Source organism: Thermotoga petrophila RKU-1, from assembly GCF_000016785.1.
Taxonomy (GTDB): domain Bacteria; phylum Thermotogota; class Thermotogae; order Thermotogales; family Thermotogaceae; genus Thermotoga; species Thermotoga petrophila.
Genome location: NC_009486.1, coordinates 13,464 through 40,200, shown reverse-complemented (window position 1 = coordinate 40,200; position 26,737 = coordinate 13,464). Strand labels below are relative to the sequence as shown.

At 45.9% G+C, this 26,737-nt stretch carries 31 protein-coding genes; 13 read left to right on the top strand and 18 right to left on the bottom strand.

The genetic code is table 11. The features are described 5' to 3' along the window. The first annotated feature begins 93 nt into the window (after positions 1-93). Both TPET_RS00220 and TPET_RS00215 read left to right on the top strand, forming a co-directional pair. Positions 94-834, top strand: coding sequence for a type III pantothenate kinase (locus TPET_RS00220; RefSeq protein ID WP_048810842.1), 741 nt, complete (start codon positions 94-96; stop codon positions 832-834). Then, the gene (locus TPET_RS00215) at positions 831-2,174 is read left to right on the top strand and encodes a B12-binding domain-containing radical SAM protein (protein ID WP_011942748.1); all 1,344 of its coding nucleotides are present in this window, start codon (positions 831-833) and stop codon (positions 2,172-2,174) included. The genes TPET_RS00220 and TPET_RS00215 overlap by 4 nt, the downstream gene beginning before the upstream one ends. On the opposite strand, the gene TPET_RS00210 is transcribed toward TPET_RS00215, so the two are convergent. From TPET_RS00210 to TPET_RS00200, 3 genes are read right to left on the bottom strand one after another with little or no spacing between them, the layout of a single operon-like run. Continuing rightward, on the bottom strand, positions 2,140-2,697 hold the full coding sequence (locus TPET_RS00210) for a pyruvate kinase alpha/beta domain-containing protein (RefSeq protein WP_004080707.1): 558 nt from the start codon (positions 2,695-2,697) through the stop codon (positions 2,140-2,142). The genes TPET_RS00215 and TPET_RS00210 overlap by 35 nt on opposite strands. A 3-nt stretch (positions 2,698-2,700) precedes the next feature. Further along, on the bottom strand, positions 2,701-4,632 hold the full coding sequence (locus TPET_RS00205) for a transglycosylase domain-containing protein (RefSeq protein ID WP_011942747.1): 1,932 nt from the start codon (positions 4,630-4,632) through the stop codon (positions 2,701-2,703). Continuing rightward, complete coding sequence (locus TPET_RS00200) at positions 4,629-5,039, bottom strand: methylated-DNA--[protein]-cysteine S-methyltransferase (RefSeq protein WP_011942746.1); 411 nt, start codon at positions 5,037-5,039, stop codon at positions 4,629-4,631. Before TPET_RS00200 ends, TPET_RS00205 begins: the two co-directional genes overlap by 4 nt. Before the next feature lie 64 nt (positions 5,040-5,103). Between TPET_RS00200 and TPET_RS00195 the strand changes: the two genes are divergently transcribed. The 11 genes from TPET_RS00195 to TPET_RS00145 all read left to right on the top strand — a co-directional run bounded on the left by TPET_RS00195 (position 5,104) and on the right by TPET_RS00145 (position 14,327). Continuing rightward, positions 5,104-5,712, top strand: coding sequence for a thiamine diphosphokinase (locus TPET_RS00195; protein ID WP_011942745.1), 609 nt, complete (start codon positions 5,104-5,106; stop codon positions 5,710-5,712). Beyond that, positions 5,691-6,821, top strand: a complete 1,131-nt coding sequence (gene dxr / locus TPET_RS00190) for a 1-deoxy-D-xylulose-5-phosphate reductoisomerase (protein ID WP_011942744.1) — start codon at positions 5,691-5,693, stop codon at positions 6,819-6,821. Before TPET_RS00195 ends, dxr begins: the two co-directional genes overlap by 22 nt. Then, complete coding sequence (locus TPET_RS00185; protein WP_011942743.1) at positions 6,797-8,302, top strand: M50 family metallopeptidase; 1,506 nt, start codon at positions 6,797-6,799, stop codon at positions 8,300-8,302. The genes dxr and TPET_RS00185 overlap by 25 nt, the downstream gene beginning before the upstream one ends. Next, positions 8,299-9,333 carry a flavodoxin-dependent (E)-4-hydroxy-3-methylbut-2-enyl-diphosphate synthase gene (gene ispG / locus TPET_RS00180; protein WP_011942742.1) on the top strand — a complete coding sequence of 345 codons (1,035 nt, stop codon included), beginning with the start codon at positions 8,299-8,301 and terminating at the stop codon, positions 9,331-9,333. The genes TPET_RS00185 and ispG overlap by 4 nt, the downstream gene beginning before the upstream one ends. Next, entirely contained in the window at positions 9,330-9,935 is a 606-nt protein-coding gene (locus tag TPET_RS00175; protein ID WP_011942741.1) for a CBS domain-containing protein, read from the top strand. The genes ispG and TPET_RS00175 overlap by 4 nt, the downstream gene beginning before the upstream one ends. Before the next feature lies 1 nt (position 9,936). Then, positions 9,937-10,650 carry an undecaprenyl-diphosphate phosphatase gene (locus TPET_RS00170; RefSeq protein ID WP_011942740.1) on the top strand — a complete coding sequence of 238 codons (714 nt, stop codon included), beginning with the start codon at positions 9,937-9,939 and terminating at the stop codon, positions 10,648-10,650. A gap of 6 nt (positions 10,651-10,656) precedes the next feature. After that, positions 10,657-11,286 (top strand): MBL fold metallo-hydrolase, encoded by a 630-nt coding sequence (locus TPET_RS00165; protein ID WP_011942739.1) that lies wholly within the window; start codon positions 10,657-10,659, stop codon positions 11,284-11,286. Further along, positions 11,283-12,743, top strand: a complete 1,461-nt coding sequence (locus tag TPET_RS00160) for a glycogen synthase (protein WP_011942738.1) — start codon at positions 11,283-11,285, stop codon at positions 12,741-12,743. The genes TPET_RS00165 and TPET_RS00160 overlap by 4 nt, the downstream gene beginning before the upstream one ends. Positions 12,744-12,747: 4 nt before the next feature. Beyond that, positions 12,748-13,758, top strand: coding sequence for a galactose-1-phosphate uridylyltransferase (gene galT / locus TPET_RS00155; RefSeq protein WP_011942737.1), 1,011 nt, complete (start codon positions 12,748-12,750; stop codon positions 13,756-13,758). A 63-nt stretch (positions 13,759-13,821) separates the two neighbouring features. Beyond that, complete coding sequence (locus tag TPET_RS00150) at positions 13,822-14,097, top strand: stage V sporulation protein S (protein WP_004080683.1); 276 nt, start codon at positions 13,822-13,824, stop codon at positions 14,095-14,097. After that, positions 14,097-14,327, top strand: a complete 231-nt coding sequence (locus TPET_RS00145) for a hypothetical protein (protein ID WP_011942736.1) — start codon at positions 14,097-14,099, stop codon at positions 14,325-14,327. Before TPET_RS00150 ends, TPET_RS00145 begins: the two co-directional genes overlap by 1 nt. Here the strand turns inward: TPET_RS00145 and TPET_RS00140 are convergent. From TPET_RS00140 to mazG, 15 genes are read right to left on the bottom strand one after another with little or no spacing between them, the layout of a single operon-like run. Then, on the bottom strand, positions 14,311-14,976 hold the full coding sequence (locus TPET_RS00140; protein ID WP_011942735.1) for a hypothetical protein: 666 nt from the start codon (positions 14,974-14,976) through the stop codon (positions 14,311-14,313). The two genes, TPET_RS00145 and TPET_RS00140, sit on opposite strands and share 17 nt — an antisense overlap. After that, positions 14,961-15,443, bottom strand: coding sequence for a hypothetical protein (locus TPET_RS00135; RefSeq protein ID WP_011942734.1), 483 nt, complete (start codon positions 15,441-15,443; stop codon positions 14,961-14,963). The genes TPET_RS00140 and TPET_RS00135 overlap by 16 nt, the downstream gene beginning before the upstream one ends. Further along, positions 15,440-15,745: a hypothetical protein gene (locus TPET_RS00130; RefSeq protein WP_011942733.1), complete on the bottom strand. Its 306-nt coding sequence runs from the start codon at positions 15,743-15,745 to the stop codon at positions 15,440-15,442. Before TPET_RS00130 ends, TPET_RS00135 begins: the two co-directional genes overlap by 4 nt. Next, on the bottom strand, positions 15,729-16,391 hold the full coding sequence (locus tag TPET_RS00125; RefSeq protein ID WP_012310273.1) for a FliA/WhiG family RNA polymerase sigma factor: 663 nt from the start codon (positions 16,389-16,391) through the stop codon (positions 15,729-15,731). Before TPET_RS00125 ends, TPET_RS00130 begins: the two co-directional genes overlap by 17 nt. Beyond that, a complete protein-coding gene (gene cheD / locus TPET_RS00120; protein ID WP_011942731.1) occupies positions 16,391-16,864 on the bottom strand; it encodes a chemoreceptor glutamine deamidase/glutamate methylesterase CheD in 474 nt (157 codons plus the stop codon). Before cheD ends, TPET_RS00125 begins: the two co-directional genes overlap by 1 nt. Then, complete coding sequence (gene cheC, locus TPET_RS00115) at positions 16,861-17,475, bottom strand: CheY-P phosphatase CheC (protein WP_011942730.1); 615 nt, start codon at positions 17,473-17,475, stop codon at positions 16,861-16,863. Before cheC ends, cheD begins: the two co-directional genes overlap by 4 nt. After that, entirely contained in the window at positions 17,472-18,161 is a 690-nt protein-coding gene (locus tag TPET_RS00110; protein ID WP_011942729.1) for a flagellar brake protein, read from the bottom strand. The genes cheC and TPET_RS00110 overlap by 4 nt, the downstream gene beginning before the upstream one ends. A 6-nt stretch (positions 18,162-18,167) precedes the next feature. Next, the gene (locus TPET_RS00105; RefSeq protein ID WP_011942728.1) at positions 18,168-18,995 is read right to left on the bottom strand and encodes a MinD/ParA family protein; all 828 of its coding nucleotides are present in this window, start codon (positions 18,993-18,995) and stop codon (positions 18,168-18,170) included. After that, entirely contained in the window at positions 18,961-20,097 is a 1,137-nt protein-coding gene (gene flhF / locus TPET_RS00100; protein ID WP_011942727.1) for a flagellar biosynthesis GTPase FlhF, read from the bottom strand. Before flhF ends, TPET_RS00105 begins: the two co-directional genes overlap by 35 nt. Further along, positions 20,094-22,130 (bottom strand): flagellar biosynthesis protein FlhA, encoded by a 2,037-nt coding sequence (flhA, locus tag TPET_RS00095; RefSeq protein WP_011942726.1) that lies wholly within the window; start codon positions 22,128-22,130, stop codon positions 20,094-20,096. Before flhA ends, flhF begins: the two co-directional genes overlap by 4 nt. After that, on the bottom strand, positions 22,127-23,251 hold the full coding sequence (gene flhB, locus TPET_RS00090; RefSeq protein WP_011942725.1) for a flagellar biosynthesis protein FlhB: 1,125 nt from the start codon (positions 23,249-23,251) through the stop codon (positions 22,127-22,129). Before flhB ends, flhA begins: the two co-directional genes overlap by 4 nt. After that, positions 23,182-23,952: a flagellar biosynthetic protein FliR gene (fliR, locus tag TPET_RS00085; RefSeq protein ID WP_011942724.1), complete on the bottom strand. Its 771-nt coding sequence runs from the start codon at positions 23,950-23,952 to the stop codon at positions 23,182-23,184. The genes flhB and fliR overlap by 70 nt, the downstream gene beginning before the upstream one ends. 3 nt (positions 23,953-23,955) lie before the next feature. After that, positions 23,956-24,987, bottom strand: a complete 1,032-nt coding sequence (gene mtnA / locus TPET_RS00080; protein WP_011942723.1) for an S-methyl-5-thioribose-1-phosphate isomerase — start codon at positions 24,985-24,987, stop codon at positions 23,956-23,958. Then, on the bottom strand, positions 24,984-25,973 hold the full coding sequence (locus TPET_RS00075; RefSeq protein ID WP_011942722.1) for a peptidyl-prolyl cis-trans isomerase: 990 nt from the start codon (positions 25,971-25,973) through the stop codon (positions 24,984-24,986). Before TPET_RS00075 ends, mtnA begins: the two co-directional genes overlap by 4 nt. Next, the gene (gene mazG, locus TPET_RS00070) at positions 25,970-26,737 is read right to left on the bottom strand and encodes a nucleoside triphosphate pyrophosphohydrolase (protein WP_011942721.1); all 768 of its coding nucleotides are present in this window, start codon (positions 26,735-26,737) and stop codon (positions 25,970-25,972) included. Before mazG ends, TPET_RS00075 begins: the two co-directional genes overlap by 4 nt.

Sequence of the window (26,737 nt, the reverse complement as noted above, 5' to 3'; positions counted from 1 at the left end):
AGATTTAGTATTACCTTACTACATCTTCGTGTCAAATGTTTCAGAGGTGTGTAAGAAATATTTTACACCATCTCAAATGTGGAGGTGATACTTTTGTACCTCCTCGTGGACGTGGGTAACACGCATTCTGTCTTCTCTATCACCGAAGATGGTAAAACTTTCAGAAGGTGGAGGCTGTCCACCGGTGTGTTTCAAACGGAGGACGAACTCTTTTCACACCTTCATCCTCTTCTGGGCGATGCTATGCGTGGGATAAAGGGTATAGGAGTGGCCTCCGTCGTTCCCACTCAGAACACAGTTATAGAACGTTTTTCCCAAAAATATTTCAACATATCACCGATATGGGTGAAGGCGAAAAACGGATGTGTGAAATGGAACGTGAAGAATCCCTCGGAAGTGGGGGCTGATAGGGTGGCCAACGTTGTCGCTTTCGTCAAGGAATACGGTAAAAACGGAATCATCGTCGACATGGGAACGGCAACCACCGTGGATCTTGTTGTGAACGGATCTTACGAAGGAGGAGCCATTTTACCAGGACTCTTCATGATGGTTCACTCGCTCTTTCGGGGAACGGCAAAACTTCCGCTCGTTGAGGTAAAACCAGCGGATTTTGTTGTAGGAAAGGATACGGAAGAAAACATCAGGTTGGGTGTAGTGAACGGAAGTGTCTACGCTCTTGAGGGGATAATAGGACGAATGAAGGAAGTTTACGGTGATTTACCGGTGGTTCTCACGGGAGGTCAGTCGAAGATCGTGAAAGATATGATAAAACACGAGATCTTCGATGAGGACCTCACGATCAAGGGGGTGTACCATTTCTGCTTCGGAGATTGAAGGTACTTCTCGTTAATCCGTGGATTCACGATTTTGCGGCGTACGATTTCTGGTTGAAGCCCATCGGCCTTCTTTACGTTGCTCGCGCAATGGAGTGGATGGGTTACGAGGTCCATCTCGTGGATCTTCTCAACAGACACGATCCCGATCTTCCGAGATTTGCGAGAGTGCCAAAAGACAAAAGATACGGCACAGGAAAGTTTCCAAGTCAGGTTATAGAGAAACCAGAGATGTTGAAATCTGTTCCAAGAAGGTATAAGAGGTACGGAGCACCTCCAGAGTTTCTGGAGTGGAAATTGAGAGAAATCGGAAACGTTGATCTCATAATGGTCACGTCCACGTTGAGCTACTGGTATCCCGGAGTGTGGGAAACGATTCGCTTTTTGAAGAGTCGCTACGACGTACCGATCGTTCTGGGAGGTGTCTACCCGCGGCTCTTTCCGGAACACGCGAAGAAGAGCGGAGCGATAGTCTATGAAAAGGGCGATCTCGTGTTTCTTCCCAGCTTCTTAGAGTCTCTGGGATTTCCATCGAAGGAAATCCCCGCTGACTGGTTCGAAGTCTTCGATCCCATGTACGAACTCTACAACAGAGTTGGTTATCTCGTGTTCATCACCACACTTGGATGTCCTTTCAGGTGTTCTTACTGCGCTGTTCACCGACTCTGGAACGGTTTGAGAGTAAGAACACCGGAGAGAGTGGTTGAAACCATAGAGAAGTACCTGAACATTTTCAAAGTTGAAGATGTGGTCTTTTTCGATGATGCTATTCTGGCCTCGGGAAGGTTCAAAGATCTTCTCAAACTGATCGTAGAGAAGAGGTGGCCTGTACGGTTTCATCTCCCGAACGGGATACATGCACGTCTTCTCGATGAAGAAACGGCCTTCCTTTTGAAAGAAGCGAACTTCAGGACGATAAAACTGGGCTATGAAACTTCTGGAAGGCTCCAGAGGGAAACAGGCGGTAAGGTCTACGACGAGGACCTCGTTCGCGCAGCCAGGATCTTGAGGAAAGCTGGTTTCACCGAAAAAGAAGTCTCAGCGTACATCATGGTGAACATGCCGGGGCAGACGAAAGAGGATGTGCTGAACGCCATCAAGGTGTGTTTGAGTGAAGGAATAGGTATTTCCATAAACGAATACACTCCCATTCCGGGAACAAAAGACTGGGAAAAACTCGTCGAAGAAGGCAAGTTGGACCCGGATATCGATCCCGTTCTTTTGAACAACACGGTTCTTCCCTTCTGGTGGAAGTACGGTATGAGTTACGAAGAGATCCAGGAGATAAAAAACTTCGCTCAGAAACTCAAGAAATCAGAGGTTTACAGAGAATTTCCGTGATCTTTAGATCGAAAAGATTTGGAGAATTCGCGGGCTTGACAACAATTGCCGAGTCGAGACCGCTCTCTGTTCCACCGCAGGCAACAACCAGTTCAGACGTTTTAACAAGTCCCGCGTCAGCCGCCATGAGCGTTATCTCCACACCCACCTTCACACCTTCGCTGAACATTCTCAGCGTGTTCGCTATTATCTCAAGAGGGTAGATTCCACCAAATTTTCTTCTCAGAGATCTCTCACCTGCGGAGAGGGCATGCGTTGCTGTGAGAACATCGTGACCCTTTTCTTTCAACAATTTTCTCAATTCTTCGTCGAATTCCTGAGTGTCGGGTTCTTCAAAGCCCGCGTGGTGTGTCACCACAACGAGCTTCATGTCTTCCGGAATCATCTCGAGGGCCATTCTAGCACTGTAACCCGTAGCGGAAGCGATCAACAGCTTTTTTGAAGAAAGCTCAGAGGCTTTTTGAATCGCTATTTCGAGGGTTTTTCTTGTGTTCTCCTTTCCTGGTTTTTCGAACAGGACCATCGCTCAACCTCCTTCCATCAAAAACTTTTTCCAGATTTCAAGGGACAGTATCGGATCCACGCTGTTCAATTTTGAGAGGAACTCAATCTGATGATTGTAGCCCATGAGCTGTAGAATTTTGACCAGAACGCTTACAGGAAGTTTTGACCCATTGACCAGTTCAACCAGTCTCGCGTAGTCCAGATATTCTATTGTTCTATCGTCAATAAGAGAAATTCCCGGTTTGTCCAGCCTTTTGTATCGAAGATCTCCCTCGAACTTCTCCCAGCTGCTCGCTATTTCTTTCCACACTGGAGCGCAATCTCTTCCACCAAGAAGGTTTTCCCCGTCCTTCACCACCGCGAAGATGTAATCATCATCTCCTCCAATGAACCAGGCGTTCTTTTCTGCCGTTCCTGTTTTTCCCGCGATTTCTTTTCCCGGAATCTTTGCCCGAACACCGGTGCCTCTCTCAACCACTTCCTTTAAAATACCCTTCAATATTTCACTCGCTTCCTGAGGGGATCTCACGAAAGACGGAACGACGGACAGGACTTTTGGGTATCCTCTGTAGACGATCTTTCCGTTTCTGTCTTCTATTCTGTCGATGATGTACGGTTCCAGAACCACTCCTCCGTTGAAGATGGCTGAATAAACCTTCACAACTTCTTCCGGGGCGGTTTCCACGGTACCGAGGGAAGCGGTGAGGTCGTCTGGATATCTGGCTCTCAGCTTCAATACTTCCGTTATAAAATTTCTCACACTCTCTGGTTGCAAATACGAGTAAAGTAACACAGAAGGAATGTTCCTCGAGTCGACGAGCGCTTCCTTCAAACTGACTGATCCTTTGAAAGTTTTATCGAAGTTTTCTGGTTCCCACTCTCCGATCTTCAGGGGAAGATCTAAAAGAAGATCGGAAGGGTTTCTTCCCTTGAGAACGGCATAGTAATAATACAGGGGCTTTATGGCTGATCCTATCTGTCTCCATCCGGTTCCGTATTGAAGGCCGACTCCTCGATAAGCCACTATCTCTCCTGTTTTCACCTTCACACCAACAAAAGCTGTCTTATCATCTTCGACCGTGTTGTACACCTTTTTCTGAAGTTCTTTATCCAATGTGAGATAAACCCTGTAGCCGTACCTGAGTTCGTTCAGCGAAAATCCAAGGTCCTGGGCTTCTCTCACGACCCTCCAGAAGAGTTCCTCGTCCACGTTCATCTGCTGTGTGTGAAACTCGAGTTTTGAAAGTTCCGCAGAGTAATTCTCGTATTCCTGAGTGCTGATTCTTTTCTCCGTCAGTAACCTGTCCAGGACGATCTTCGCCCTCTTTCGGGAGGTCTCGGGATCTTTTAAAGGATTGAAGTTCTCGGGGGATTTGATCAGAGCCACAAGAACACACATCTCCGGCACCGAAAGATCAGAGAGGTCCTTTCCGAAGTATAATTTAGAGGCCGTTTGGAATCCGTATATTCCGTTTCCCATATAGACGGAGTTTATGTACATCTCGAGGATTTCATCTTTGGTTCTTATGCGTTCAAGCCAGAAGGATATGAAGATTTCCTTCAATTTCCTGACGATGGATTTGTCCATCGAAAGATAAAGCGTCCTGGCGAGTTGCTGTGTGATGGTGCTTCCGCCCTGTGAGAAACTCAGTGTCTTTATATCAATGATCAACGCCCTCAGAAATCCCATGAGGTCGAATCCTGGATGTTTGTAGAATTCCTCGTCCTCGGAGGTGAGGAGTATCTCAACGAATTTCTCTGGAATGTCGGAGAGGTCTATCCAGATATTCCTGGAGACAAGCAGTGGAGTTCCGTCACTGTAAAACAGTCTGATGGTCGGCACAAGTTTCTCCTCGGGAGGAGGAAGGTCTTTTGTGAAGAAGAAATAAAGACCCCACAGTAAGAAAAAAGTCAAAAGTGAAGCTATGAAGAAGGATAAAAGGAATTTCTTCATTTTCTGAATCTCTCCAGATCGATCAGGTATTTCTTCCATTCCAAGCCTGCGCTGAAACCACCGAGTCCTTTCTTAGAAACCACCCTGTGGCACGGTATATAGAGAGGAAGAGGGTTTTTCGAAAGAGCCTGTCCCACTGCTCTGGGGGACGTTCCGAGTTTTTTTGCTATCTCGCTGTAAGTTTTCGTCTCACCGTACGGGATTTTTCGAACTTCTTCCCAGACTCTTTTCTGAAAGGGTGTGCCTCTGATCTCTACCTGGAATGAAAAGCTTTTTCTTTGACCTGAAAGGTATTCTTCTATTTCGCGGAGAATCTCCTCCGGACCTTCTGTTTCGTTCGATCCCAAGATAATTTTCACTACCTTTCCATTCTCCGTCTGAACAGAAATGTTTCCCGGTACTCTCATCGAAAACACCGCCTCCTGATAGAATTATATCAGGGCCTTGAACGAGAAGGAGGAGTAGAAATCCATGGTGTGTATTTTTGCAAACGGTTCCTACGAAGAGTTCGTGGATGTTTCCCGTTGTGAAAGGATCGTGGCGGTGGACGGAGGAGCGAACTACCTGAGAACAAGAAACATTGTACCAGATCTTTTCATAGGTGATGCCGATTCGGCGAAAGAGGAAACCATGGAGTGGTTGAAACAACACGGGGTAACGCTGAAGATATTTCCAAGAGAGAAGGACGAAATAGACCTTGAACTTGCACTTCGAGAGTTTGAAGAGGAAGAAAAGGTTGTCTTCGGATGGAAGGGAGAACGCCTCGACATGGTGCTCGCTCTTTTCTACCTGTTAAAACGCTTCAAAAACACAACCCTTGAATCATCTTCTCTTACGGTTGGTTACGTGGAAGGAGCAAAAACTCTTTCCGCTGTTCCTGGGGAAAAGTGGTCCATACTACCGCTCGGTGGCGACGCAGAAGGTGTGACTCTCAAAGGCTTCAAATACACCCTTGAGGATGCCGTTATGCCCATCACAAAACCCTACGGTGTGAGCAACGAAGCTGTGAGCGATAGGGTCACGATAGAAGTGAAGAAGGGAGGTTTGATCTACTTCAGATGGAAGAAAGAACCCTCGTGATACTGGGTGCCACTGGATCCATAGGAACTCAGACACTCGATGTTTTGAAAAAAGTGAAGGGAATTCGATTGATAGGCATCTCGTTTCACAGCAATCTGGAGCTGGCCTTCAAGATCGTGAAGGAATTCAACGTGAAAAACGTGGCGGTCACGGGTGATGTGGAGTTCGAAGACAGTTCGATCAACGTCTGGAAAGGTCCTCATTCCATAGAAGAGATGCTGGAAGCGCTGAAGCCTGACATCACAATGGTAGCAGTTTCGGGATTCAGTGGATTGAGGGCGGTGCTTTCGTCTCTGGAGCACTCGAAAAGGGTGTGCCTTGCAAACAAAGAATCTCTCGTGTGCGGCGGATTTCTGGTGAAGAAAAAACTCAAAGAGAAAAGAACTGAACTCATTCCGGTCGATAGTGAACACAGTGCCATCTTTCAGGTGATAGAACCAGAAGTGGAAAAGGTGGTTTTGACAGCTTCTGGAGGTGCTTTGAGAGACTGGGAGATTTCCAAGATCGATAGAGCAAGACCTGAAGACGTGCTCAGGCATCCCGTGTGGAATATGGGAGCCCGTATAACGGTAGATTCTGCAACAATGGTGAACAAGGCGTTCGAAGTTCTGGAAGCCATGGAGCTCTTCGAGCTGCCCTTCGAGAAGATAGAAGTGAAGATACACAGAGAGGGGCTGGTTCACGGAGCGGTGGTTTTGCCCGATGGAAACGTCAAAATGGTGGTATCACCACCGGATATGAGAATACCGATAAGTTATGCTCTTTTCTATCCGAGACGCGTCGCTCTTGAACCGTTTTTTCTGAGGACCATCAGCCTTTCTTTTGAAGATCCCGATCCCGAAAAATACCCTGCGTTCTTTCTTCTGAAAGAGATAAAGGATTCTTACGCTCTGAGAACAGCTTTCAACGCGGCGGACGAAGTAGCGGTCGAAGCCTTTCTGAAAGGGAGAATAAGGTTCGGTGGTATCCACAGAGTGATAGAGAAAACTCTCGAAGAGTTTCAAGGATATCCACAACCGCGAACGCTGGATGATGTGGAGCGAATTCATTTCGAAGCGATAAAAAAAGCGGAGAGGGTGACAGAATGGTTATCGTCTACTTCATATTGATATTGACGGGTGTCATAATGGTCCACGAACTCGGCCACTATCTTTTTGCGAGGCTCTTTAAAGTGAAGGTTCTGGAGTTCGCGATTGGATTTGGACCAAAGATTTTTTCTGTGAAGGGAAGGGAAACTACCTTCAGACTAAACGTCTTTCCCATAGGTGGATACGTGAGAATGCTCGGCGAAGAAGGAGAAGAGATAGCAGACGAGGAAGAGAAAGAAAAGAGTTTCTACGCGAAACCCGCTTGGCAGAGATTTCTGATCACCCTTGCGGGTCCTCTCTTTTCAATACTCGCGGGTTATCTCCTCTTTCTCCCTATCACTCTTAACTGGGGAATCGCGCTTCCCGGGATAGATGAAGTTGTGCCGGGAAGTCCCGCAGAAGAAGCTGAACTGAGGCGAGGAGATGTCGTCTATTCCATAAACGGAAAGATCGCTTTCGACACGTCGATCATCTCGAACGAGATTCAGAAAGGACTGCCTGTTGAACTGGTTATCATCAGGAATGGTGAGAAGAAATCTCTCAGGTTAATCCCCAGAATGTATCCCGAAACGTACGAGTTCGTTCTCGAAAGTGCAGAAGGAACTCCTTCGGGAAAACTCGTCTCAGTTAACGGAAACAGAGACACATCTGTTCTCAAAGAATTTGTGAACGAATACGTGGTTCTTGAGTTCGAAGGAGGAACGGTAAAGGGAATTCTGAAGCAGTTCAACGAAATTCCGGCCCGATATATGATCGGAATATCCTTCTCCGGGCTCGCTCCTGTGTTCAAAAAGGACATTTATTTTAAAGAAGGGCTTTTCGTCTTTAAAAAGGGAGATCGTATAGTCCGGGTGGAAGATCAGGAGATAGAAGGATGGCAGGATCTGGTGGTGCTTTATCAGAGGCTGACACTGGGAAAAGACGCCATGATGGTGAGTTTGCAGGGAAATGATCTCGAATGGTGGAGAGGACTTTCAGGCAGCGTCAGAGTAGTGATAAAAAGGGGTGACAGCACGATAGAGAAAAACGTGGAGGCCTCATTTTTGAAGAACATCCTCGAAACGCCCGATCTCTTGGAGATGGGTGTTCCCCGTTATAAACCGAAGAATCCTCTGGAAGCGGTGAATCTTTCTGTGAAGGCGTGCAACTATGTGTTACTGACGACTGCCTCTTCTCTGAAGAACTTCTTCAGGAATGTTCAGACAGGACAGATAGTGGGAGTGGTGGGACTGGCGGGCGTGATCAGCGCGGCATCCAAAACGGGTCTGGAGGCAGTCCTCACAGTTGTGGCCGTGATAACAATCAGTCTGGGTGTTTTGAATCTTCTGCCACTTCCGGCGCTCGATGGTGGTCGCATTATCTTCTCGCTTGTGGAAATGATCACTCGAAAAAGACTCAATCCCCAGGTCGAAAACATCATTCATTTTCTTGGGTTCATCTTTCTCATGATACTCTTCCTTTACATCACGTTCCTCGACATAGGAAGGATGATGGGAATATGAGAAAGAGTGTGAAAGTCGGGAACGTGGTGATCGGAGGAGGCGCCCCCGTGAGTGTTCAGTCTATGACCACGACGAAGACGGCCGACGTGGAAAGAACCATCTCCCAAATAAAACGCCTTGAAAGGGCTGGTTGTGAGATCATTCGGGTGGCCGTTCAAGATGAAGAAGATGCGAAAGCAATCAGACGAATAAAGGAACAGATAGAGATTCCCCTTGTTGCGGATATTCAGTTCGATTACAGGCTTGCTATTCTTTCGATTGATAATGGAGCAGACAAAATAAGGATCAATCCAGGTAATATGAGTAGGGATCGGCTGAAGGATGTCGTCGCGGCTGCGAAAGGAAAAGGCATTCCCATTCGTGTTGGAGCGAACGTGGGATCCATAAAGAGAAGAACCTCAGAAAGGTGGAAAGATCTGGCAGAATCCGCTCTCGAGGAAGTCAGACTACTCGAGAAGGAAGGGTTCTATGATATCGTCGTCTCGGTGAAGAGCTCAGATATACTCGAAACGATAAAGGCGAACGAGTACATTGCTGAAAAGATCGAATATCCCATCCATCTTGGGGTGACCGAGGCGGGAGTTTCGGAAACGGCCGTTGTTAAATCCTCCATTGCTATAGGTCATCTCCTTCTGAAAAACATAGGTGACACCATAAGGGTATCCATATCTGGAGATCCAGTGAGGGAGGTTATCGTCGGAAAGAAAATCCTCATAGCCCTCGGTCTCAGGGAAGGTGTGGAGGTGATAGCCTGCCCCACTTGTGGCAGAGCAGAAATAGATGTCGAAAACATGGCGAAGATGATCGAAGAGAATTTCTTTCACGTTCAAAAGAGATTGAAAATAGCTGTTATGGGATGTGTTGTGAACGGTATTGGAGAAGGAAAAGATGCCGATCTGGGAGTGGCCGGTCTCAGGGATGGAGCTGTTATATTCGTGAAGGGAGAGATAAAAGAACGTGTTTCAAAAGAGTTCGTTCTGGAACGTCTCAAACACTATCTGAATGAACTACTCGAGGAGGTGGAACGATGAAAGTCAAAAAATGGGTCACCCAGGACTTCCCGATGGTTGAAGAATCAGCTACAGTGAGAGAATGTCTGCACAGGATGAGGCAGTACCAGACGAACGAATGTATTGTCAAAGATCGGGAAGGCCACTTCAGAGGAGTGGTGAACAAGGAGGATTTGCTGGATCTGGATCTCGATTCTTCTGTATTCAATAAAGTTTCCCTTCCGGACTTTTTCGTCCACGAAGAAGACAACATCACCCACGCTCTTCTTCTGTTTCTGGAGCACCAGGAGCCTTACCTTCCGGTGGTTGATGAAGAGATGCGCCTCAAGGGTGCTGTGAGTCTTCATGATTTTCTTGAAGCGCTCATAGAGGCTCTGGCGATGGACGTTCCTGGTATCCGTTTTTCTGTCCTTCTCGAGGACAAACCTGGAGAGTTGAGGAAGGTTGTAGATGCCTTAGCGCTCAGTAACATAAACATCTTATCCGTTATCACAACAAGGTCACAAGATGGCAAGAGAGAGGTTCTCATCAAAGTGGACGCGGTAGATGAAGGAACACTCATCAAGCTTTTTGAAAGTCTTGGGATAAAAATAGAATCCATCGAAAAGGAAGAGGGGTTCTGACGTGGATCTGCTGCTCGGAATAATACAGGGGTTGACTGAGTTTCTTCCCGTTTCCAGTTCCGGACACCTGACTCTTCTGTCGCATCTGTTAAAGACGGATCTGAACGCTTACCAGACGGCTGTTCTGCATCTTGGGACGCTGGTATCCGTTGTTCTTTTTGCGTTCGATGGTATAAGAAGGAGCCTGAGAAGCTGGAGAATCATCCTGAATCTGATTGTTTCAACCATTCCGGCTGGCGTTTTTGGAGTTCTCTTCGAAAAACAAATCGATCAACTGTTTTCTTCGCCACGCTTCCTCCCTCTGTTTTTCTCTGTAACCGCTTTGATCCTGATGTTTACCAGGTATTCTTCGTCTGGTGAAAAGAGAATGGAAAACATGAGTTTCCTCGATGCCCTTCTTGTTGGGATTGCCCAGCTTTTTGCTCTCTTTCCGGGTATCTCGAGAAGTGGAATCACAGTGTCTTCTCTTTTGTTCATGAAGTACAGAGGTGAAGATGCTCTTCAATACTCTTTTCTGATGTCCATACCCGTCGTTCTGGGTGCAGGAATCCTCGGCTTAGAAAAGGGAAATATAACCATTCTGGCACCGATTTTTGCTTTTCTTTCTGGCCTTTTCGCTCTTTACGTGCTTTCAAGATCTGTGAGATCTGGAAAGATATGGCAGTTTTCTTACTACTGTTTGTTCGTGGCGATTTTGAGTTACCTTGTGGGGTGATACCGAGTGGAATTGAAAATCCTCGTAACGGGAGGAAGCGTTTTCGTTCCAGGAAGGTTGAACGCTCACTTTTCCACAGTCGTTTATCTGGAACACAAGGACAGAAGAATCATCATCGACCCCGGTAACCTCTCTTCTATGGACGAACTGGAAGAAAAGTTCTCTGAGCTGGGAATCTCCCCGGATGATATAACGGACGTTCTCTTCACGCATGTGCATCTCGATCATATCTTCAACTCTGTCCTCTTCGAGAATGCTACTTTCTATGTTCATGAAGCTTACAAAACGAAGAACTATCTTTCTTTTGGTACGATCGTGGGAAGAATCTATTCAAAAGTGATCTCTTCGTGGAAGAATGTGGTGCTTCTGAAGGGAGAAGAGTCGCTGTTCGATGAAAAAGTAAAGGTGTTTCACACCCCATGGCACGCCAGAGAGCACCTTTCTTTTCTTCTCGATACGGAGAATGCGGGAAGAGTGCTGATCACGGGGGATATAACACCTAACAGGCTTAGCTACTATGATATAATCAAAGGGTACGGAAGTGTTCAGGTTAAGAACTTCCTTGACAGAGTTGGAAGGATCGATCTTTTAGTTTTTCCACACGACGCACCGCTGAAACTGGAGGTGAAAAAATGAAGGTAGTATTCGTTTCTTACGAGGTTTTTCCGTTCGCGAAAGTAGGAGGACTGGCGGACGTTGCTGGAACTCTTCCAAAGTATTTGAAGAAACACGGGGTGGATGTCACGATAGTTATGCCGAAACACAGAATCGTTGAAAAAAATGCAGAGAAATTTGGGTATGAGATCAAGAAAGTAGCCGAAGGTCTCTCTGTTTCTCATGTCAAAACCGATCAAAAGTTCGATATATACGAATCCGTTCTTCCCGGTAGCGATGTGAAAACGTATTTCGTTGCCAACGATTACTATTTCTCCGCGGAAGATGTCTATGCGGGGCCAGATCTTGGTGAACAGGCGATTTTCTTCTGCGCAGCTACTCTGGATCTGGTAAAACATCTTGATTTGAAGCCCGATATCGTCCATGTGAACGACTGGCAAACCGCTCTGATTCCTGTCTATTTGAAAACCGTTTACAGGGACGATCCTTACTTTTCCAGAACGGCCACGGTTTTGACGATACACAACCTTGGATATCAGGGCGTGTTCGATCCGAAGTACCTCTCTTTTGCAGGCCTTCCCGATTATGTTTTCACTATCGACGGCCTTGAGTTCTACAGACAGCTGAATTTCCTCAAGGGTGGAATAGTGTTCAGCGATGTGATAAACACGGTTAGCCCCACTTACGCCGAGGAAATTCAGACGGAAGAGTACGGCGAGAAACTCGAGGGTGTACTGAGAATGCGTTCGAAAGATCTCTACGGTATATTGAACGGAATAGATTACGAGCTTTATAACCCAGCTACGGACAGATACATTTACGTCAACTACGATGTGAATCGTCTTGAACTCAAGTGGGAAAACAAGGTGAAACTCCAGGAAGAACTGGGACTTCCCGTTAACAAGGAAACGGCTGTAGCCGGGTTGATAAGCAGACTCGTCCCTCAAAAAGGTCTGGACCTTCTGGTTGATGTGATGGATTATCTGATGCTCTTCGATCTTCAGATCGTTGTTCTTGGAACGGGAGACGAACAGTACGAAAACGCCTTCAGAAAGTTCCAGGAGAGGTATCCAGACAAAGTATCAGCGAACATAAAATTCGATGTCGAGCTGGCGCAGAAGATATACGCTGGTGCGGACATATTCCTCATGCCGAGCAGATACGAACCGTGCGGTTTGGGACAGATGTTCAGCATGAGATATGGAACAATCCCCGTTGTGAGATACACGGGAGGCCTGGCAGATACTGTGAAAGAATACGATCCACAATCGATGGAAGGAACGGGTTTTGGATTCAAGAAGTACGATTCTGCTCATCTGTTGAAGGCTGTTTCGAAGGCTTTGCACTTTTACTACAGGGAAAAAGATCACTGGAGAAGAATCATGACAAACGCCATGAACACGGATCTGTCCTGGGACAGGTCTGCCAAAGAGTACGTTGATCTTTACAAAAAAGCCCTTGCAAAGGTTGGAAGGTGAAAGCATGCCCGAATTCAGGAAGGATCCCATTATAAAAAGGTGGGTTATCATAGCCACCGAGAGAGCGAAAAGGCCCCACGATTTTGCAAGAACGAAAGTAGAAGAAGTACGGGAGGGCTTCTGTCCCTTCGATTACGGTAATGAACACACCACACCACCGGAGATTTTCGCCTTCAGGCCTGCCGACACAGAACCCAACACACCCGGCTGGTGGGTGCGTGTTGTTCCAAACAAGTTCCCAGCGGTTGATCCCGACGTGCCTTTGAGAAAATACGGAAGAGGTATGTACGATGCAGCGATGGGGTTTGGTTACCACGATGTGGTCGTTGAAACTCCCGATCACAATTCTCACCTTGCCGTTATGGATTACAAAAACGTGGAAGAAGTCATCTGGGCTTACAAGATCAGATACGAGCAGCTCATGAAGGATGAGAGAATAAAATACATACTGATTTTCAAGAACCACGGAAAGGACGCAGGAGCTTCTCTCAGCCACCCTCACAGCCAGATAATCGCACTCCCCATCATGCCAAAGAGGGTTCAGGAAGAACTCGACGGTTCCAAGGAATATTACGAGTACAAGGAAAGATGTCCTTTCTGCGATATCATAGACGAGGAGAAGAAAGAGAGGGAGAGAATCGTTGAGGAAAACGATCACTTCATAGCTCTGGAACCCTTCGCTGCCAGATTTCCGTTCGAAACGTGGATTCTTCCAAAAAGACACATGAACAGCTTTCACCTGATATCTGAGGATGAAGTTGGGTCTCTTGCAAAGATCCTGAAGAACGTTCTCTACAGGATATACGCCGCTTTAGATAATCCGCCCTACAACCTTTTGATCCACACCGCTCCTACGAGTCTTGAAGGCAAGGATTATTACCACTGGCACATAGAGATATTCCCGAGATTGACAAAAGTAGCGGGCTTCGAATGGGGAACGGGATTTTACATAAACATAGTGCCACCAGAAGATGCTGCTAGATACCTGAGAGAAGTCAGTTTGGAACAAGTTTGAAATCTCCAATTCTTTTATGATAAAATGCAGATTAGAAACCCGTGAGTAAGGAGGAATGGTAGGATGGAAATCCTGAAGGTCAGTTCGAACTCGAACCCCAACAAGGTAGCCGGTGCGATAGCGGGTTCCCTTACCAAGAGTGAAAAGGTGGAGATTCAGGCTATCGGTGCTGGTGCAGTGAACCAGGCAGTAAAGGCTCTGGCAGTTGCAAGAAGATTTCTGGAAGAATCCGGAAAGGATCTCTTCGTTGTACCGGGTTTCATTGAAATCAAAATAGGGGATGATGTGAGAACAGGTATTTCTTTCAAAGTCTTTCTGGAAAATAACAAAAATGAGTGATGAAGCCGGAAATACGAGAAATAGTTAAAGTAATGGAGGAAGATTCGAGAATCAAAGTAATAGTCACTCAAATTCTCAAGATGTCTGCCGAGGAAAGGGAGCAATTTAAAAAGAAGGTGATGTACTACTTTATGGACCGAAATTCCGAAGTGGATACGGAAGCCTTCAAGTTTTTCAAAATAGTGCTTGAAAACGTCGAAGAACTTTCAAAGCTCATTGAACAGAGATGAAAACGTGCTTCTTTTCTCCGTTGATTTCTAATTCAAAAACGACGAGATTCTTAGAAGGACCTTTATCGATCTCAACGAGAAGATCAGAAGAAAACAAGCTGATTTTTCCAGCAGGAACATTTTTGTAATAACCGACAAATTTGATCCTGTCAATCTTTCTATCTTTCAGACTATTCAGGAGCACTTTCAGTGCTCCTTCTATTTTTTTTCTGTCGACGAGCACCTCTCTTTTTACTCTCATTCTCCACAAGATTGGAATGTCGGTATTTGAGAAAACATCCATCTCTTCAGACGGGATCGTTTTCGCATCTACTATGAAATGAACGTTTTCGCTGTGGAACGATACGTCCGAGAGTTCAGGGTTAAAAAGGTGAATTCCGGAGATTAGAATTTCTGGAGTTCCTGTTTTACATCGTATTTCATTCTCAAGGGAACATTCTTTTATAGAGATCTGTTGCTGGTTTGTTGTACCCTCGTGAACCGTTGTTTCTTCTTTTAGAGAGAAAACGTTCACCTTGTTCTGGAAAGGCTGTTCTCTTACGTCTGGAAGTTGAAAAGAAGTATCTGCTTCTTCAACAGAAGGCCCTTTCAATTCAAGAAGAAAACCCTCTATCCATTTCTTTATCAGCACAACTATTTTTCCGAACATAGATACTCCAGCGCCCTTTCCAGCCTCTGAAACGGTTCCATAACATCGAAGGTCTCCAGAAGATCAGCGAGTTTTTTCATGTCTTCATCGGATACTTTTCCCACAATTTTCACTGAGGATCCTTTGAACGGCAGAAGAACTTCCTCTTCAGACACACGGGTGGGGGTTTCTAATTTTTCAGTTCTTTCTGCGATCAGAAGAAGCCTGTCGTCCACTTCCAGCAACTCCGGATCGTGTACAAAAACGAAATCCGGTTTTTTCTCCATTTTCTTCAGCAGCGTTTTGGCAATCAGTTCTCCCTTCAAATAAGTGTCGATTGAACTGCCGTAGAGAATTTTCTGGAGTTCGTTTGGAACCACTGGATCTGTGTACTTGAACTCCACAGGGATTCCTCTTTCATCGACTGAAAGGAGCCCACCTATGAACTTTCCCTCTATCTTTCTTGAATCGAGATATGCTATTGTCATGTTCTCACGTCCATGAACAACCCCTTGTTTTCTTCTTTTATTGACGTTTTTTTCTTTTTCAGCGAAGAGTGTGTTTTAGCCTGCGAGAAACCCCTTTGCCTTCCTTCTGTGGAAGTTCTCACTTCCGCTCTTTCAGTTGTGTTGCTCTCTTTAACTGAACTCTGTTCTCTTTGAATCTGATGTAATAGATGTTGGGAAAGAGCCTGCTGAACCAGTGTTTGCTGGTTCAACGATTGAGAGACATTTTGAACAGACTCCACACCCTTCACGACAAATCCCTGGAAGTCAACCGGCCTGATCATCGCCCATCACTTCTTTCTTTATTTTCAGAAGGGACTTACTTATAATCTGAGAAACACGGGATTCAGAAACATCCAGTACTTTCGCTATCTCTTTCAAAGATAGATCCTTTTCGAATCTGAGAGACAGAACCAGCTTTTCTTTGTCCGAGAGTTTTTCTATTGCCTTCTTCATCTCCTCCACCAGAAGTTCACGGTACGCGTTTTCGTCTGGCCCCTCTGTTTTCAGAACGATTTCGTCTTCCATCGCATCTATCATGAGAAGTTGCTTCCTCATCATCTCGTTTCTTGCACGAACGACTTCCTTCAATTCAAGACCGGTTTTTCTGGCTATCTCTTCATCGGATGGAAACTCCTCGCTTTCGTATATCGCTCTTTCGATCATCTTCACGTTTTTTCTCAGATTCCTCGGCATCCAGTCTATTTTTCTCAAATAGTCGTACATGGCACCTTTCACTCTTTTCATTATGAACGTTGTGAAACTCGCTTTTGATGGATCGTATCTTTCCAGAGAAGACAGGGCTGCGACGATTCCTTCCTGAATCAGATCATCTACCTCCACGTTTGGAGGTAGGGTCTGTGCCAAATCCTCAGCTGTTCTCTTTATAAACGGAAGCAAGCTTCTTATCATACTTTCCTTGTCCCACACTAAATTTCTTTTATTTCTAATTGTTCACCACCACCTACTTTTCTCACGAGAAGCTTTCCAGTTTCAATATTGTATTCAACGCTCCTTGCTCTGTTGCCCCCCGTGTCCTCCGCCAGTAGTTTGATTCCAAAATCCTTCAGATGTTTTTTCACAGCCTCTACGTTCCTCGCTCCTATGTTCATCCCCGTAGATTCAAACATGCTGGCTCCGCCCGCTATTTTTGCTTCCAGTCTTTCCACCTTTGCTCCCATTTTCTTCAACTCTTCCACCAGCGTTTTTACAGCCGTGTCCGCGTATTTGCCGGGTTTGTCCGTTTTTCCGCCGCTGTCTGGAAGCATAACGTGTGCCATGGCTCCGACTTTTGCCACAGGATCTCTCATACATACAGCAACGCAGGATCCCAACCCAAGGGTCACAATCACTCCAGGATTCTTCATAACCGCGTATTCTCCTATTCCGATGACTTTTTTCATTCCTGAATCCCCATCCTTTCGAAGATCTTGGCCAGATATCCCGGCTTTGGTATCATCATCATGTAGGATGTCAAAGGCTCTTCCTCTTCCACCTTCAGAAGCGTTTCTACAAACACTATCTGATCTTCCGAGTTATCTTCCAGCTCTTCTATGGAAGCTTCTGCGAATATGGCAGATATCATGTCGATGACAAGCTGTGGGGGAAGTGTGTCGATCTTGAAACCAAGAAAATCCGCGAGAGCTGAAACGTAAGTACCGCACATTATGTTCCCTATCTCCTGAAGCGCCGAAGCGGAAAACTCATCGAGATCCAACAGATTGTCGGGAGCCAGGCCTGTCAGAATTTCGAGTATTTTCTTCACAACAGTAGTTCCCATTATGAGAAGTACACTTCCTTCTATTTCTCCAGTTACAGGCATTTTCACACCGACGACTATTTCTTCAGGATTTTTCGCTACGAATATGACATCACTGATAGGTACAATTTCTACATTTGGAACGGAGATTTCGACCTTCTTATTTATCATGTAAGAAATCGCCGTGGCAGCGTTTCCGGCTCCTATGTTTCCTATTTCTTTCAAAAGATCTTTCTGTCTTTCTGAGATCTTCATTCGCTTTCACTCCTTTCCTTGTTTCTCATCTCTATTTCTTTCTTGAAGACAAAGCTAACCAGTTTTCTCTCCAAAGCCGGGGAAACGTTCAAAAATTCTACGCCGTACATTCTCTCTCCCGTTTCGAGGATGCCCGCTTCTCTCACGATTCTCGCTGGGTGATCCTTGAGTTTTAGATCTTCGTCCAGTTCGAGTGTAACGTATATGATCTGTTCAGGCGTCAGGATATCTTCAGCTACCATAAGCATACCACCGGCACTGAAATCCTTCGTCACAAATCTTTTCGGTGGTTCATCTCTCGAAGCGACCCTGTACGTTCCTTCGAGAAATATCTTTATTCTCTTGAATCTCCTTCTTTGAATTTTCCTCAATCTTTCGGGAAACGGTACTTTTGTCACCGGAAAGCCGTCTTCGTCTCTACCACTTTCAAGCACACTCGTCCTGAAAACATAGATCGCAGAGCTGTCCAGTATCATCACAGTACACCTGGTTCCGCGAGGAAGTGGGACCAATCTTCCTTTAAAACTCGGCATCGAAAGAGTGAGGATTCCCCTTTCAAAGTCCACGTCGTGCACACTGCTCTTGTATTGACCTTCCAGATCCTCCGGCGCAGAAACCTCTACGATCACATTTTGACCTGGTTTTATCACGTCCTTTGCATTTACGAGCTCTGTGTAGTACTCCATTCTTTCTCACCCTATTCCCAGCATCTGTCTTATCTTGCTCAGAAAACCTTTCTTTTGAACGGGTTCCTTCAAGATCTTTTCTCTCAGACCGTAGATGGCAAGGGATGGCTGTGAATGACTGTGAAACTGTACAAACGGCTCCTGTGAAGACACACTCTTCTGTACGACCTGATCTTCTTTTATCACAAAGTAGTTTTTTATCGTAAAACCAACGAACCTTTCGACCACCCTTTTCAATCTGTCGGCTGCCATTCTTCCTTCTTTCATATTCCTAGCCATGTTCATCACCAGAAATATCTCTTCGGGTGTTATTCCTTTTACCGAAAGAAGCTTTATCAGAGTATAGGTGTTTATGATCGAGGTTGGTTCTGGGGTGGTAACGAGAATGAGGAAGTCTGATTGAATGTAAAACTCATCCAGGTTTTCGTTGTACCCCGGTGGAAAATCTATCACGAGGTAATCGTATTTCTTGAGAAGTCTGGCAAACTCGTCGAAGAAGCGCCGGCGATCGCTCAAATTGAAAAGAATGAGATCTTCTATGTCTATTCCTGAACTGAGAACATCCACACCGTATTTTGTTTCAAAAACGATGTCTTCTATCCTCACATTTGACTTGAAGAAATCTTTCAGGGTCTTGGGGGCCATGAAACCGAGAAGGATCTCGACACTTCCAAATCCCACGTCGGCATCGAACAGAAGTACTCTCAACCCTTTCTCTTTAAGAGCAAGGGAAAGGTTGACAGCTATCACGGACTTTCCAACACCGCCCTTACCGCTGAGAACACTTATTATATTCGGTTCAGTCTTTCTCAGATGTTCCGCTTGATCTGGCATAATTCAACACCTCACCGGCGACAATCCTGGCAAGCTCCATAGGGTTCGCTTCGAATATATCATCGGGGACCCTCTGTCCGTTTGTAACGAACGCAATGGGAAGTCCCGTGATTTCCGATATGTTCACGAATGTTCCGTAAACCGATGTTTCATCCATTTTGGTGAGAATGATGTGAGTTGGTTTCACGGTGGAGAATCTTTCAACGATTCTTTTCACGTCATCGAGTTTGTAGTTCATAGAAATTACCAGAAAAGTGATGTTTGGTTTTACAGCTTCCGAAAGTGCTCTGAGTTCGCTCATCTGAAGATCGTTTTGATGGCTTCTCCCGGCTGTATCCACAAGAACGATATCGTAATCTTTCAGAGCCATCATTTCGTATTCCGCTTCTTTTGGAGTGTAGGCGATCTTCATGGGAATATCCATGATATCCGCATATATCTTCAACTGCTCTGCCGCTGCTATCCGGTACGTGTCAAGCGTCAGTATAGCGACGCGTTTTTTCTCGTCTATCTTGAAACGGGCTGCAAGTTTGGCGAGTGAAGTTGTTTTCCCCACACCTGTTGTTCCCACAAAGAGTACTTTCGCGTTTTTGAAATCTGGTGCATTTGTCTTCACAAGGTTTGCGAATTGCTCCGACAGAATCTTGAAAGTCTCGTTCGAATTCGGATCCAGATCTCCAAACTTCATTCTCAGAAAATCTATCAGCTTGTATCTGATCTCTGGGAGAATTTCCTGTTTCTCCATACCGTAAAGAATTTTTGAAAGCCCTTCTGGTAGAGTCTGCCTCTTTTCAGTTACAAGCATCTGCTTTATCTCGTTTATCGTCCTTTTTATCTCATCGAACTCCCCTTTGATATTATCGTTCGAACTCTGTCGATTCTTTACGAGTATTTCCTGGAGTCTGTAACTCGTGTTTTCCTCTCTCTTTCTCTCTTCCTCAACCGCAGCTGTCACTTCGAAGTACGTTTTTCCACCTATTCCAAAGAATCCCCCCTTTTTTATTCTTCGAGAACTCAAAATAACGGCGTTTTCCCCCAGTTCTCTTCTTATCATGATCATCGCTTCTCTGATGCTCTCAGCAACGTATTTTTTTATCTTCATAATTTCACCACACCTTCAATTTGAAGGGTGTAGTCATCGGGTATTTCATCGTAAGAGATCACAGAAACACCCGGGATAGTTCGCATTACGTATCTGGAGAAGTAAGGTCTGACCCTTGCCGAACACACAATCACAGGTTGATAGCCTTTTTTCATCAGATTTCCCAGTTCGTTTGAAATCTTGTTCATCAGTTCTCTTGAGACTTCAGGGTTGAGAAGGAGCTCCCTTTCTTCTCCTATTTCTTTCAGCGACTCCAGGAGTTTCTGTTCGAGGTCCCTCTCCAGAACGATCGCGTGTATCTTCCCGTCTTCGGAGCGGACCATCGAAGCTATTTGACGTTTCAGTGCCTTTCTCACACTTTCCACAAGGTAGTCTATATCTTTACTTTTCTCAGCACTCTCAAGTAGAATTTCAAAGATCGTTGGAAGGTTTCGAATGGACACCCCTTCCTTCAGAAGTCTCTGAAGCACTTTCTTGACTTCAGCGGGTTTCAAAACATCTGGTATGAGATCTTCCACCAGCTTGGGAAACTTCTCTTTCAGTCCTTCTATAAGAAGTTCGAGCTCTTTGAAGCCGAGGAGCTCATCGGCGTGTCTCCTCAGAACTTCAGAAAGGTGCGTGGCGAACACAGTTGGTGGATCCACGACCGTGTAACCTTTTTGCTGGGCTTCTTCCTTTCTCCACTCTTCTATCCAGTATGCTTCCAGATTGAACGCTGGTTCTCTGGTTGGAATACCGGGAATCTTTTCCTTAGCAGTCCCTGGATTTATGGCGAGGAGCCTGTTGGGTACGAGCTCGTACCTCGCAACTTCACTTCCACGGATCTTTATGGAATATTCATTGGGTTTTAAAAGAACGCTGTCCCTCACCCTGATGGGGGAAACGACGAGTCCCAGCTCGAACGCGAGCTGTTTTCTGATGGAAGTGATTCTATCGAGGAGGTCTCCTCCCTGTGATGGATCGGCGAGCGGTATCAGTCCATAGCCGATCTCCACCTCAACGGTATCGCTCTGTATGATCTCAGAAACCTCTTCAGGTGTAGATAGAACAGGCCCACCGGGTCTTTCTGCAGGAGCAGGTCCCACCAGCTCTTCTTGAGGAACGGCTCTGGAGGTGTACATCGCAAGAAAGATCAGCGCTCCACCAAGAATGGCGCTGAAGAACGGTATAGGAGTGAAGATTCCCAGAAAAATCAGCACTCCACCGGTGAAAAGAAGTACTTTTGTTTCTCTCGAAAGTTCCGTGACAAGATCTTTCCCGAGATTTTCCTTGGATGCGGCCCTGGATACGATTATACCGGTGGCGGTTGAAACGAGAAGAGCCGGGATCTGTGCCGCAAGGCCATCTCCTACGGTGAGAATCACGTACTCCTGCGCAGCCTCTGCAAGGCTCATCCCATGTCTGAGCATGCCTATCAGAAGTCCACCGATTATGTTTATAAAAACGATTATGATGCTCGCTATGGCATCCCCTCTCACAAATTTACTCGCACCGTCCATGGCTCCATAGAAGTCCGCTTCTCTTCTGATGTCTTCTCTCCTTTTCCTCGCTTCTTCTTCGGTTATCAATCCGCTGTTCAGGTCGGCATCCACACTCATCTGTTTTCCGGGCATAGCGTCGAGAGTGAATCTTGCAGCTACCTCCGCTATTCTCTCCGCACCCCTGGTGATGACGATGAACTGGATAATGACGAGGATGAAAAAGACGATGAGACCAACGACGTAATCTCCTTTCACAACAAAATCCCCGAAGGTTCTTATAACCCGTCCCTGGAACTTTGGACCCTCAAGGAGTATGAGCCTTGTTGAGGCTACGTTGAGGCCGAGTCTGAACAGGGTCACCACAAGAAGTAGTGTTGGAAATGAAGAGAGTTCAAGGGCGTTTCTTATGTACATGGTGGAAAACAGTATGATCATGGAAAGAGTTATATTCAGGATCTGGAAGAAATCCAGCATCCTGTCCGGTACAGGAAGCACCATCAAAAGAACGATAGCGACTATCATCAGAGAAACGATTATATCCACATTCTTCAAATTCTCACGCCCTTTTTCGTGTAAACGTAAACGAGTACCTCCGCCACTATCCTGTAAAATTCTACCGGAATTTCTTCACCTATCTCCGTCTTATAGTATAGAGCCCTCGCAAGAGACGGATTTCTCAAAACGGGTACATCGTTCTCCTTTGCGATTTCTATTATTTTCAGTGCCAGATGATCCACACCTTTCGCTACCACAACTGGTGCGTTCATCGTATCTGGATCGTACTTCAAAGCAACAGCGAAGTGAGTGGGGTTGGTGATCACGACATCCGCCTTCGGGACCTCTTCCATCATTCTTCTTCGTAGGATATCATACATCATCTGTCTTTGTCTTCGCTTTATCTCGGGATTTCCTTCCACTTCTTTCAGTTCATCCTTCACTTCCTGCTTCGTCATGCGGATGCTCTTTTCGAATTCCCATCTCTGGTAGAAGTAGTCGAAAACGGCAAGAGCGAGAAGGACCATTCCGCTTTTCAACGTGATCTCGGATGCGATGTCCCAGAAATTAGCAAAGGCGTCGTTCACGTTCATTTCTGTTAAGAGAATCATTTCGTCCCATCTGTTTTTCAAGACCTGGTAGACCACGATCCCCACGATGGCGACTTTAAGGACAGACTTCAAAAGTTCCACGAGTGATCTGAGTGAGAACAATCTCTTAAAACCTTCTATCGGGTTGATTCTGTTGAGGTCCGGTTTCAACGCTTTCGGAGCAAACAAAAATCTCGTTTGAAGGGCCCCAATCATAACACCTGCGACCATGGAGAAGACCACAAAGGCTCCTATGATCAAAAGCACGTCTTTAAAAGTGTTTACTGCATTCACGAGTAAATCCTCTGTTTCTTCAAACGAGAGAAAGGCCTGAACGTCTTCTGTGATCCTCTCTACACCCTGATATCCAAAGATCTTCAGCGCTAAAGCGAACACGAGAAAGGTGACGGCCATGTTGAGCTCCCTGGATACGGGAGCTCTACCTTCTTCTCTTACTCTCCTTCTTTTTCTGGGAGTGGCGCGCTCTGTTCTCTCTGCTTCGGCAAAGAGCAGGAGCTCTATTTCCCAAGAAGTTCCTGAATAGCGTTCCAGCTGAGCGCTGAAATCTTCTGAGCCACTTCCGCCCATATCGGTAACATCCCCAGAATCAATATAACCCCAATGATCACTTTCAGGGGCAATCCAACCATGAAAACGTTCATCTGTGGGATGAGCCTCGAAACGATACCGAGAACGATGCTTATGATGAGCATGAAAGCGATAACTGGTGCTCCTATCTTCAGGATCAGCACAAAGAAGTCACTCGATCTTTCCACGACGTAGGAGAAGAACCCGTCCGCAACACCTGTGAGATTCACGGGGAAGACATCGATTGAATCCTTCAAGCCCTCGAACACGAGAACAGGTCCCTTTATCAGCACAAAAACAGTGAGGGCTATAAAATAAACCAATTCTCCCGTGGGGTTTGTTTCTTCTTCACCGAAAGCCAGCACTTCTTCCATTCCGAATCCGATTTGAAAACCAAAGATGTATCCCGCCCCGTTGAACGCCTGAAGAAAAAGATAAACGATAAAACCGATTCCGAACCCAACGAGAAAGTTGAAAAACAGATTCAAAGTGAAACTCAAAACAGGTGTGTTCAAGGGTATGGATACATCAACTGTGAAAAGCATCAACCAGCTCGTGAACAGTCCCAGAAACACTCTCACCTCAACAGGGAACGCTCTCTCGGAAAAGAAAGGAGCGATCAAAAAAAATCCCGTAAACCTCGTGAAAATACACATCCACGCAAGGAATTTTTCCTCGAGAAAACTGAATATGGTCTCCAAAAATCACACCCCGAGTATCTTCTTTATGTTCTCTTCGAAAGGAGGTCTGATCACACCTTTTTCCGTGATTATTGCCGTTATGAGGGTATTTTCTGTGACATCGAAAGCGGGGTTCAGAACTTTTACTCCCTCCGGAGCTATTCTGTTCCCACCACAGTGAGTTACCTCCTCCGGTCTTCTTTCCTCTATGGGTATTTCTTCCCCGCTCTTTATAGTTGGGTCTATCGTCGAGACGGGAGCTGCAACGTAGAACGGTATGTTGTTTCTCTTAGCAAGAACGGCCAGAGAATAAGTTCCTATCTTGTTCGCTGTGTCACCGTTCAGAGCGATTCTGTCCGCTCCAACCACAACGGCATCGATCAACCCTTTCTTCATCAGCCATCCGGCCATGTTGTCGGTGATGACATAGACTTCTATACCGTCTTTCATGAGTTCCCAGGCGGTGAGCCGCGCTCCCTGAAGGTACGGTCTTGTCTCATCTGCGAACACCCTGATTCTTTTTCCTGATTCCATTGCTGCTCTTATCACTCCAAGGGCAGTACCGTAGTCTACAGTTGCAAGGGCCCCCGCGTTGCAGTGAGTGAGGATGGTCGATCCATCTTTTATGAGCTGAGCACCGTTCTTTCCGATCGCTTTGTTGACTTCTATATCTTCATACGCCATCTTCAACGCTTCGTTTTCTAAGATTTCGAAGAGATTCTCTCTGTCAACGTTCTCGAAAAACACCTTTTCCATCCTGTTCAGTGCCCAGAACAGGTTCACAGCCGTGGGTCTTGTTCTGGCCAAAGTCTCTTTCACCTGTTTCATCCAGTCCGTCAAACTTCCCGTTTTGTAATCTCTGAGTCCCAGGACGTATCCGAACGCTGCAGTGACTCCTATGGCAGGAGCTCCTCTGACGATCATCTCCTTTATGGCGTGTGCAACCTCCTCGTGTGTTTTACACTCCACGTATTCTTCAATGAATGGAAGCTTTCTCTGATCGAGGAGTTTTAGAGAATCTCCCGACCACTCCATCGTTTTCGTCTTGAGTTTCATCCCTGACTCCCTCCAAGTTTTATCTCTATTTGGCTGTTCTTCTTGAATTCCTCGAACACCTTATTGAACCAGTCGTTCCACAGCTGATTCTTCTTATCCGCGAGCAATTTATCCATGATCTCCTGTTTAACCTCTTCGAACTTTTTGTAGGAAGAAGATCTCTTCTCTACGACTTTGTAGAGCACGAATTTACCTTCAGACTCGAAAGGACCAAGAATAGCTCCCTCCGGAGCGTCAAAGATCACGCTCTCGATGTCTTTTTCCAACTTTCCTTCTTCAATCCAGCCAAGATCCCCACCAGTTGCCACCTGAGTTGCAACTTCAAGGAAGTCTTCTCCTTTTCTGATCTTTGAGAGTGCCTCATCCATTTTACTCTTATCCTCAGTGGTAATTCTGTAGAGGTGAACAGCGGCAGGTATCCTGTAGGTTTCCTTGTTTTGATTGTAGTAGTTCTGCGCTTCTTCAAGTGTGACGGTTGCGTTCTGAGTGATTTTCTCCTGGAGTCGTTGGAGTGAAAGCTGTGTTTTCATATGCCAGTGCAATCTCTTTTTGAAAGATTCGAGATCACCGTATCCAGCTCTCTGAAGGAACTTGTCAAGGTCTTCCAGAGTTATTCCCATGGTTTCAACTGTTTCTTTTAGCCTTGCCTCAACTTCTTTCTTTACCTCTTCGTCGCTTACTCCGACCCCTTCTTTCTCCGCAAGTTGCTGAACAAGAAGATCGTCTATTAAAGAGTTGAGAACTTCTTGCTTGTATTTCAACAGCAATTTCAGACCTTCTTCGGTGCCTGTAAGAACGTTGAAAAATCTCAAATCGATCTGTGCAATGCTTCTCAGGATTCCGTCTATATCCGCTTCGAGTTCGAGCAAATCAGAGGTGATGGGGTTCCCGTTGACAATAGCAACGACTGTGCTGGATGTGGTTGTCGCCTGACCGAAGAGGCTGATTCCCAGTACTACCAGAATCACGAAGATCAACTTTCTCATTCTTCATCTCCTCCCTTCGCCTTTTCCCAGTATTCATCTAACTTTTCAATAGGAAGCTCTTCAAGAACCAGACCGTCCTTCTCTATTAATTCCTCCATCCTCTTGAATCTTTCGACGAATTTTCTTGTGGCCTTTCTCAGAGCCGATTCGGGGTCAACGTTCAGAAACCTCGAGAGATTGACTATCGAAAACAGCAGGTCACCGAATTCTTCTTCCAGTTCTCCGGGATCTTTTGCCTCCTTCAGCTCTTTCAACTCTTCCTCTATCTTCTCGTAGACTCCTTCCGGATCTTTCCAGTCAAACCCCACTTGTGAAGCGTTCTCCTGAATTCTTCTTGCCATCGAGAGAGCGGGAACGAGCGGGTTTATCTCACCGATCCTCGAGGATTTCTTTTTTCCTTTTTCCTGGGCTTTTATATCTTCCCATTGTTTGTACGAGTACCCCGGACTGTCTCCGAAAACGTGTGGGTGTCGTCTGATCAATTTTTCGTTGAGAGTTCGTATCACATCCTCAATGGTGAAAGCACCTCTTTCTCGGGCTATCTGTGCGTGGAACACCACCTGGAGCAACACATCACCAAGTTCTTCTTTCATCATATCGTCGTTTTTTTCGTCTATCGCCTCGATCAACTCGTAGCATTCTTCGATGAGATACGGTTTCAAGCTCTCGTGGGTTTGCTTTCTGTCCCATTCACATCCTTCAGCAGACCGGAGCTTTTCCATGATGGAAACGAGTTCTTCGAAGAGAAACCCCGCTTCTTTCAC

What these genes read in the sequence shown, in the direction of transcription:
- mtnA (WP_011942723.1), bottom strand. Translation starts at nt 24,987, where the DNA reads ATGAAACTCAAGACGAAAACGATGGAGTGGTCGGGAGATTCTCTAAAA.
- ispG (WP_011942742.1), top strand. Translation starts at nt 8,299, where the DNA reads ATGAGAAAGAGTGTGAAAGTCGGGAACGTGGTGATCGGAGGAGGCGCC.
- TPET_RS00175 (WP_011942741.1), top strand. Translation starts at nt 9,330, where the DNA reads ATGAAAGTCAAAAAATGGGTCACCCAGGACTTCCCGATGGTTGAAGAA.
- TPET_RS00185 (WP_011942743.1), top strand. Translation starts at nt 6,797, where the DNA reads ATGGTTATCGTCTACTTCATATTGATATTGACGGGTGTCATAATGGTC.
- flhB (WP_011942725.1), bottom strand. Translation starts at nt 23,251, where the DNA reads ATGGGCGGAAGTGGCTCAGAAGATTTCAGCGCTCAGCTGGAACGCTAT.
- TPET_RS00205 (WP_011942747.1), bottom strand. Translation starts at nt 4,632, where the DNA reads ATGAAGAAATTCCTTTTATCCTTCTTCATAGCTTCACTTTTGACTTTT.
- dxr (WP_011942744.1), top strand. Translation starts at nt 5,691, where the DNA reads ATGGAAGAAAGAACCCTCGTGATACTGGGTGCCACTGGATCCATAGGA.
- TPET_RS00145 (WP_011942736.1), top strand. Translation starts at nt 14,097, where the DNA reads ATGAAGCCGGAAATACGAGAAATAGTTAAAGTAATGGAGGAAGATTCG.
- TPET_RS00150 (WP_004080683.1), top strand. Translation starts at nt 13,822, where the DNA reads ATGGAAATCCTGAAGGTCAGTTCGAACTCGAACCCCAACAAGGTAGCC.
- TPET_RS00140 (WP_011942735.1), bottom strand. Translation starts at nt 14,976, where the DNA reads ATGTTCGGAAAAATAGTTGTGCTGATAAAGAAATGGATAGAGGGTTTT.
- cheD (WP_011942731.1), bottom strand. Translation starts at nt 16,864, where the DNA reads ATGAAAAAAGTCATCGGAATAGGAGAATACGCGGTTATGAAGAATCCT.
- TPET_RS00130 (WP_011942733.1), bottom strand. Translation starts at nt 15,745, where the DNA reads ATGATCAGGCCGGTTGACTTCCAGGGATTTGTCGTGAAGGGTGTGGAG.
- cheC (WP_011942730.1), bottom strand. Translation starts at nt 17,475, where the DNA reads ATGAAGATCTCAGAAAGACAGAAAGATCTTTTGAAAGAAATAGGAAAC.
- TPET_RS00135 (WP_011942734.1), bottom strand. Translation starts at nt 15,443, where the DNA reads ATGACAATAGCATATCTCGATTCAAGAAAGATAGAGGGAAAGTTCATA.
- TPET_RS00160 (WP_011942738.1), top strand. Translation starts at nt 11,283, where the DNA reads ATGAAGGTAGTATTCGTTTCTTACGAGGTTTTTCCGTTCGCGAAAGTA.
- galT (WP_011942737.1), top strand. Translation starts at nt 12,748, where the DNA reads ATGCCCGAATTCAGGAAGGATCCCATTATAAAAAGGTGGGTTATCATA.
- TPET_RS00195 (WP_011942745.1), top strand. Translation starts at nt 5,104, where the DNA reads ATGGTGTGTATTTTTGCAAACGGTTCCTACGAAGAGTTCGTGGATGTT.
- TPET_RS00075 (WP_011942722.1), bottom strand. Translation starts at nt 25,973, where the DNA reads ATGAGAAAGTTGATCTTCGTGATTCTGGTAGTACTGGGAATCAGCCTC.
- TPET_RS00105 (WP_011942728.1), bottom strand. Translation starts at nt 18,995, where the DNA reads ATGCCAGATCAAGCGGAACATCTGAGAAAGACTGAACCGAATATAATA.
- TPET_RS00210 (WP_004080707.1), bottom strand. Translation starts at nt 2,697, where the DNA reads ATGGTCCTGTTCGAAAAACCAGGAAAGGAGAACACAAGAAAAACCCTC.
- flhF (WP_011942727.1), bottom strand. Translation starts at nt 20,097, where the DNA reads ATGAAGATAAAAAAATACGTTGCTGAGAGCATCAGAGAAGCGATGATC.
- TPET_RS00200 (WP_011942746.1), bottom strand. Translation starts at nt 5,039, where the DNA reads ATGAGAGTACCGGGAAACATTTCTGTTCAGACGGAGAATGGAAAGGTA.
- TPET_RS00110 (WP_011942729.1), bottom strand. Translation starts at nt 18,161, where the DNA reads ATGGAGTACTACACAGAGCTCGTAAATGCAAAGGACGTGATAAAACCA.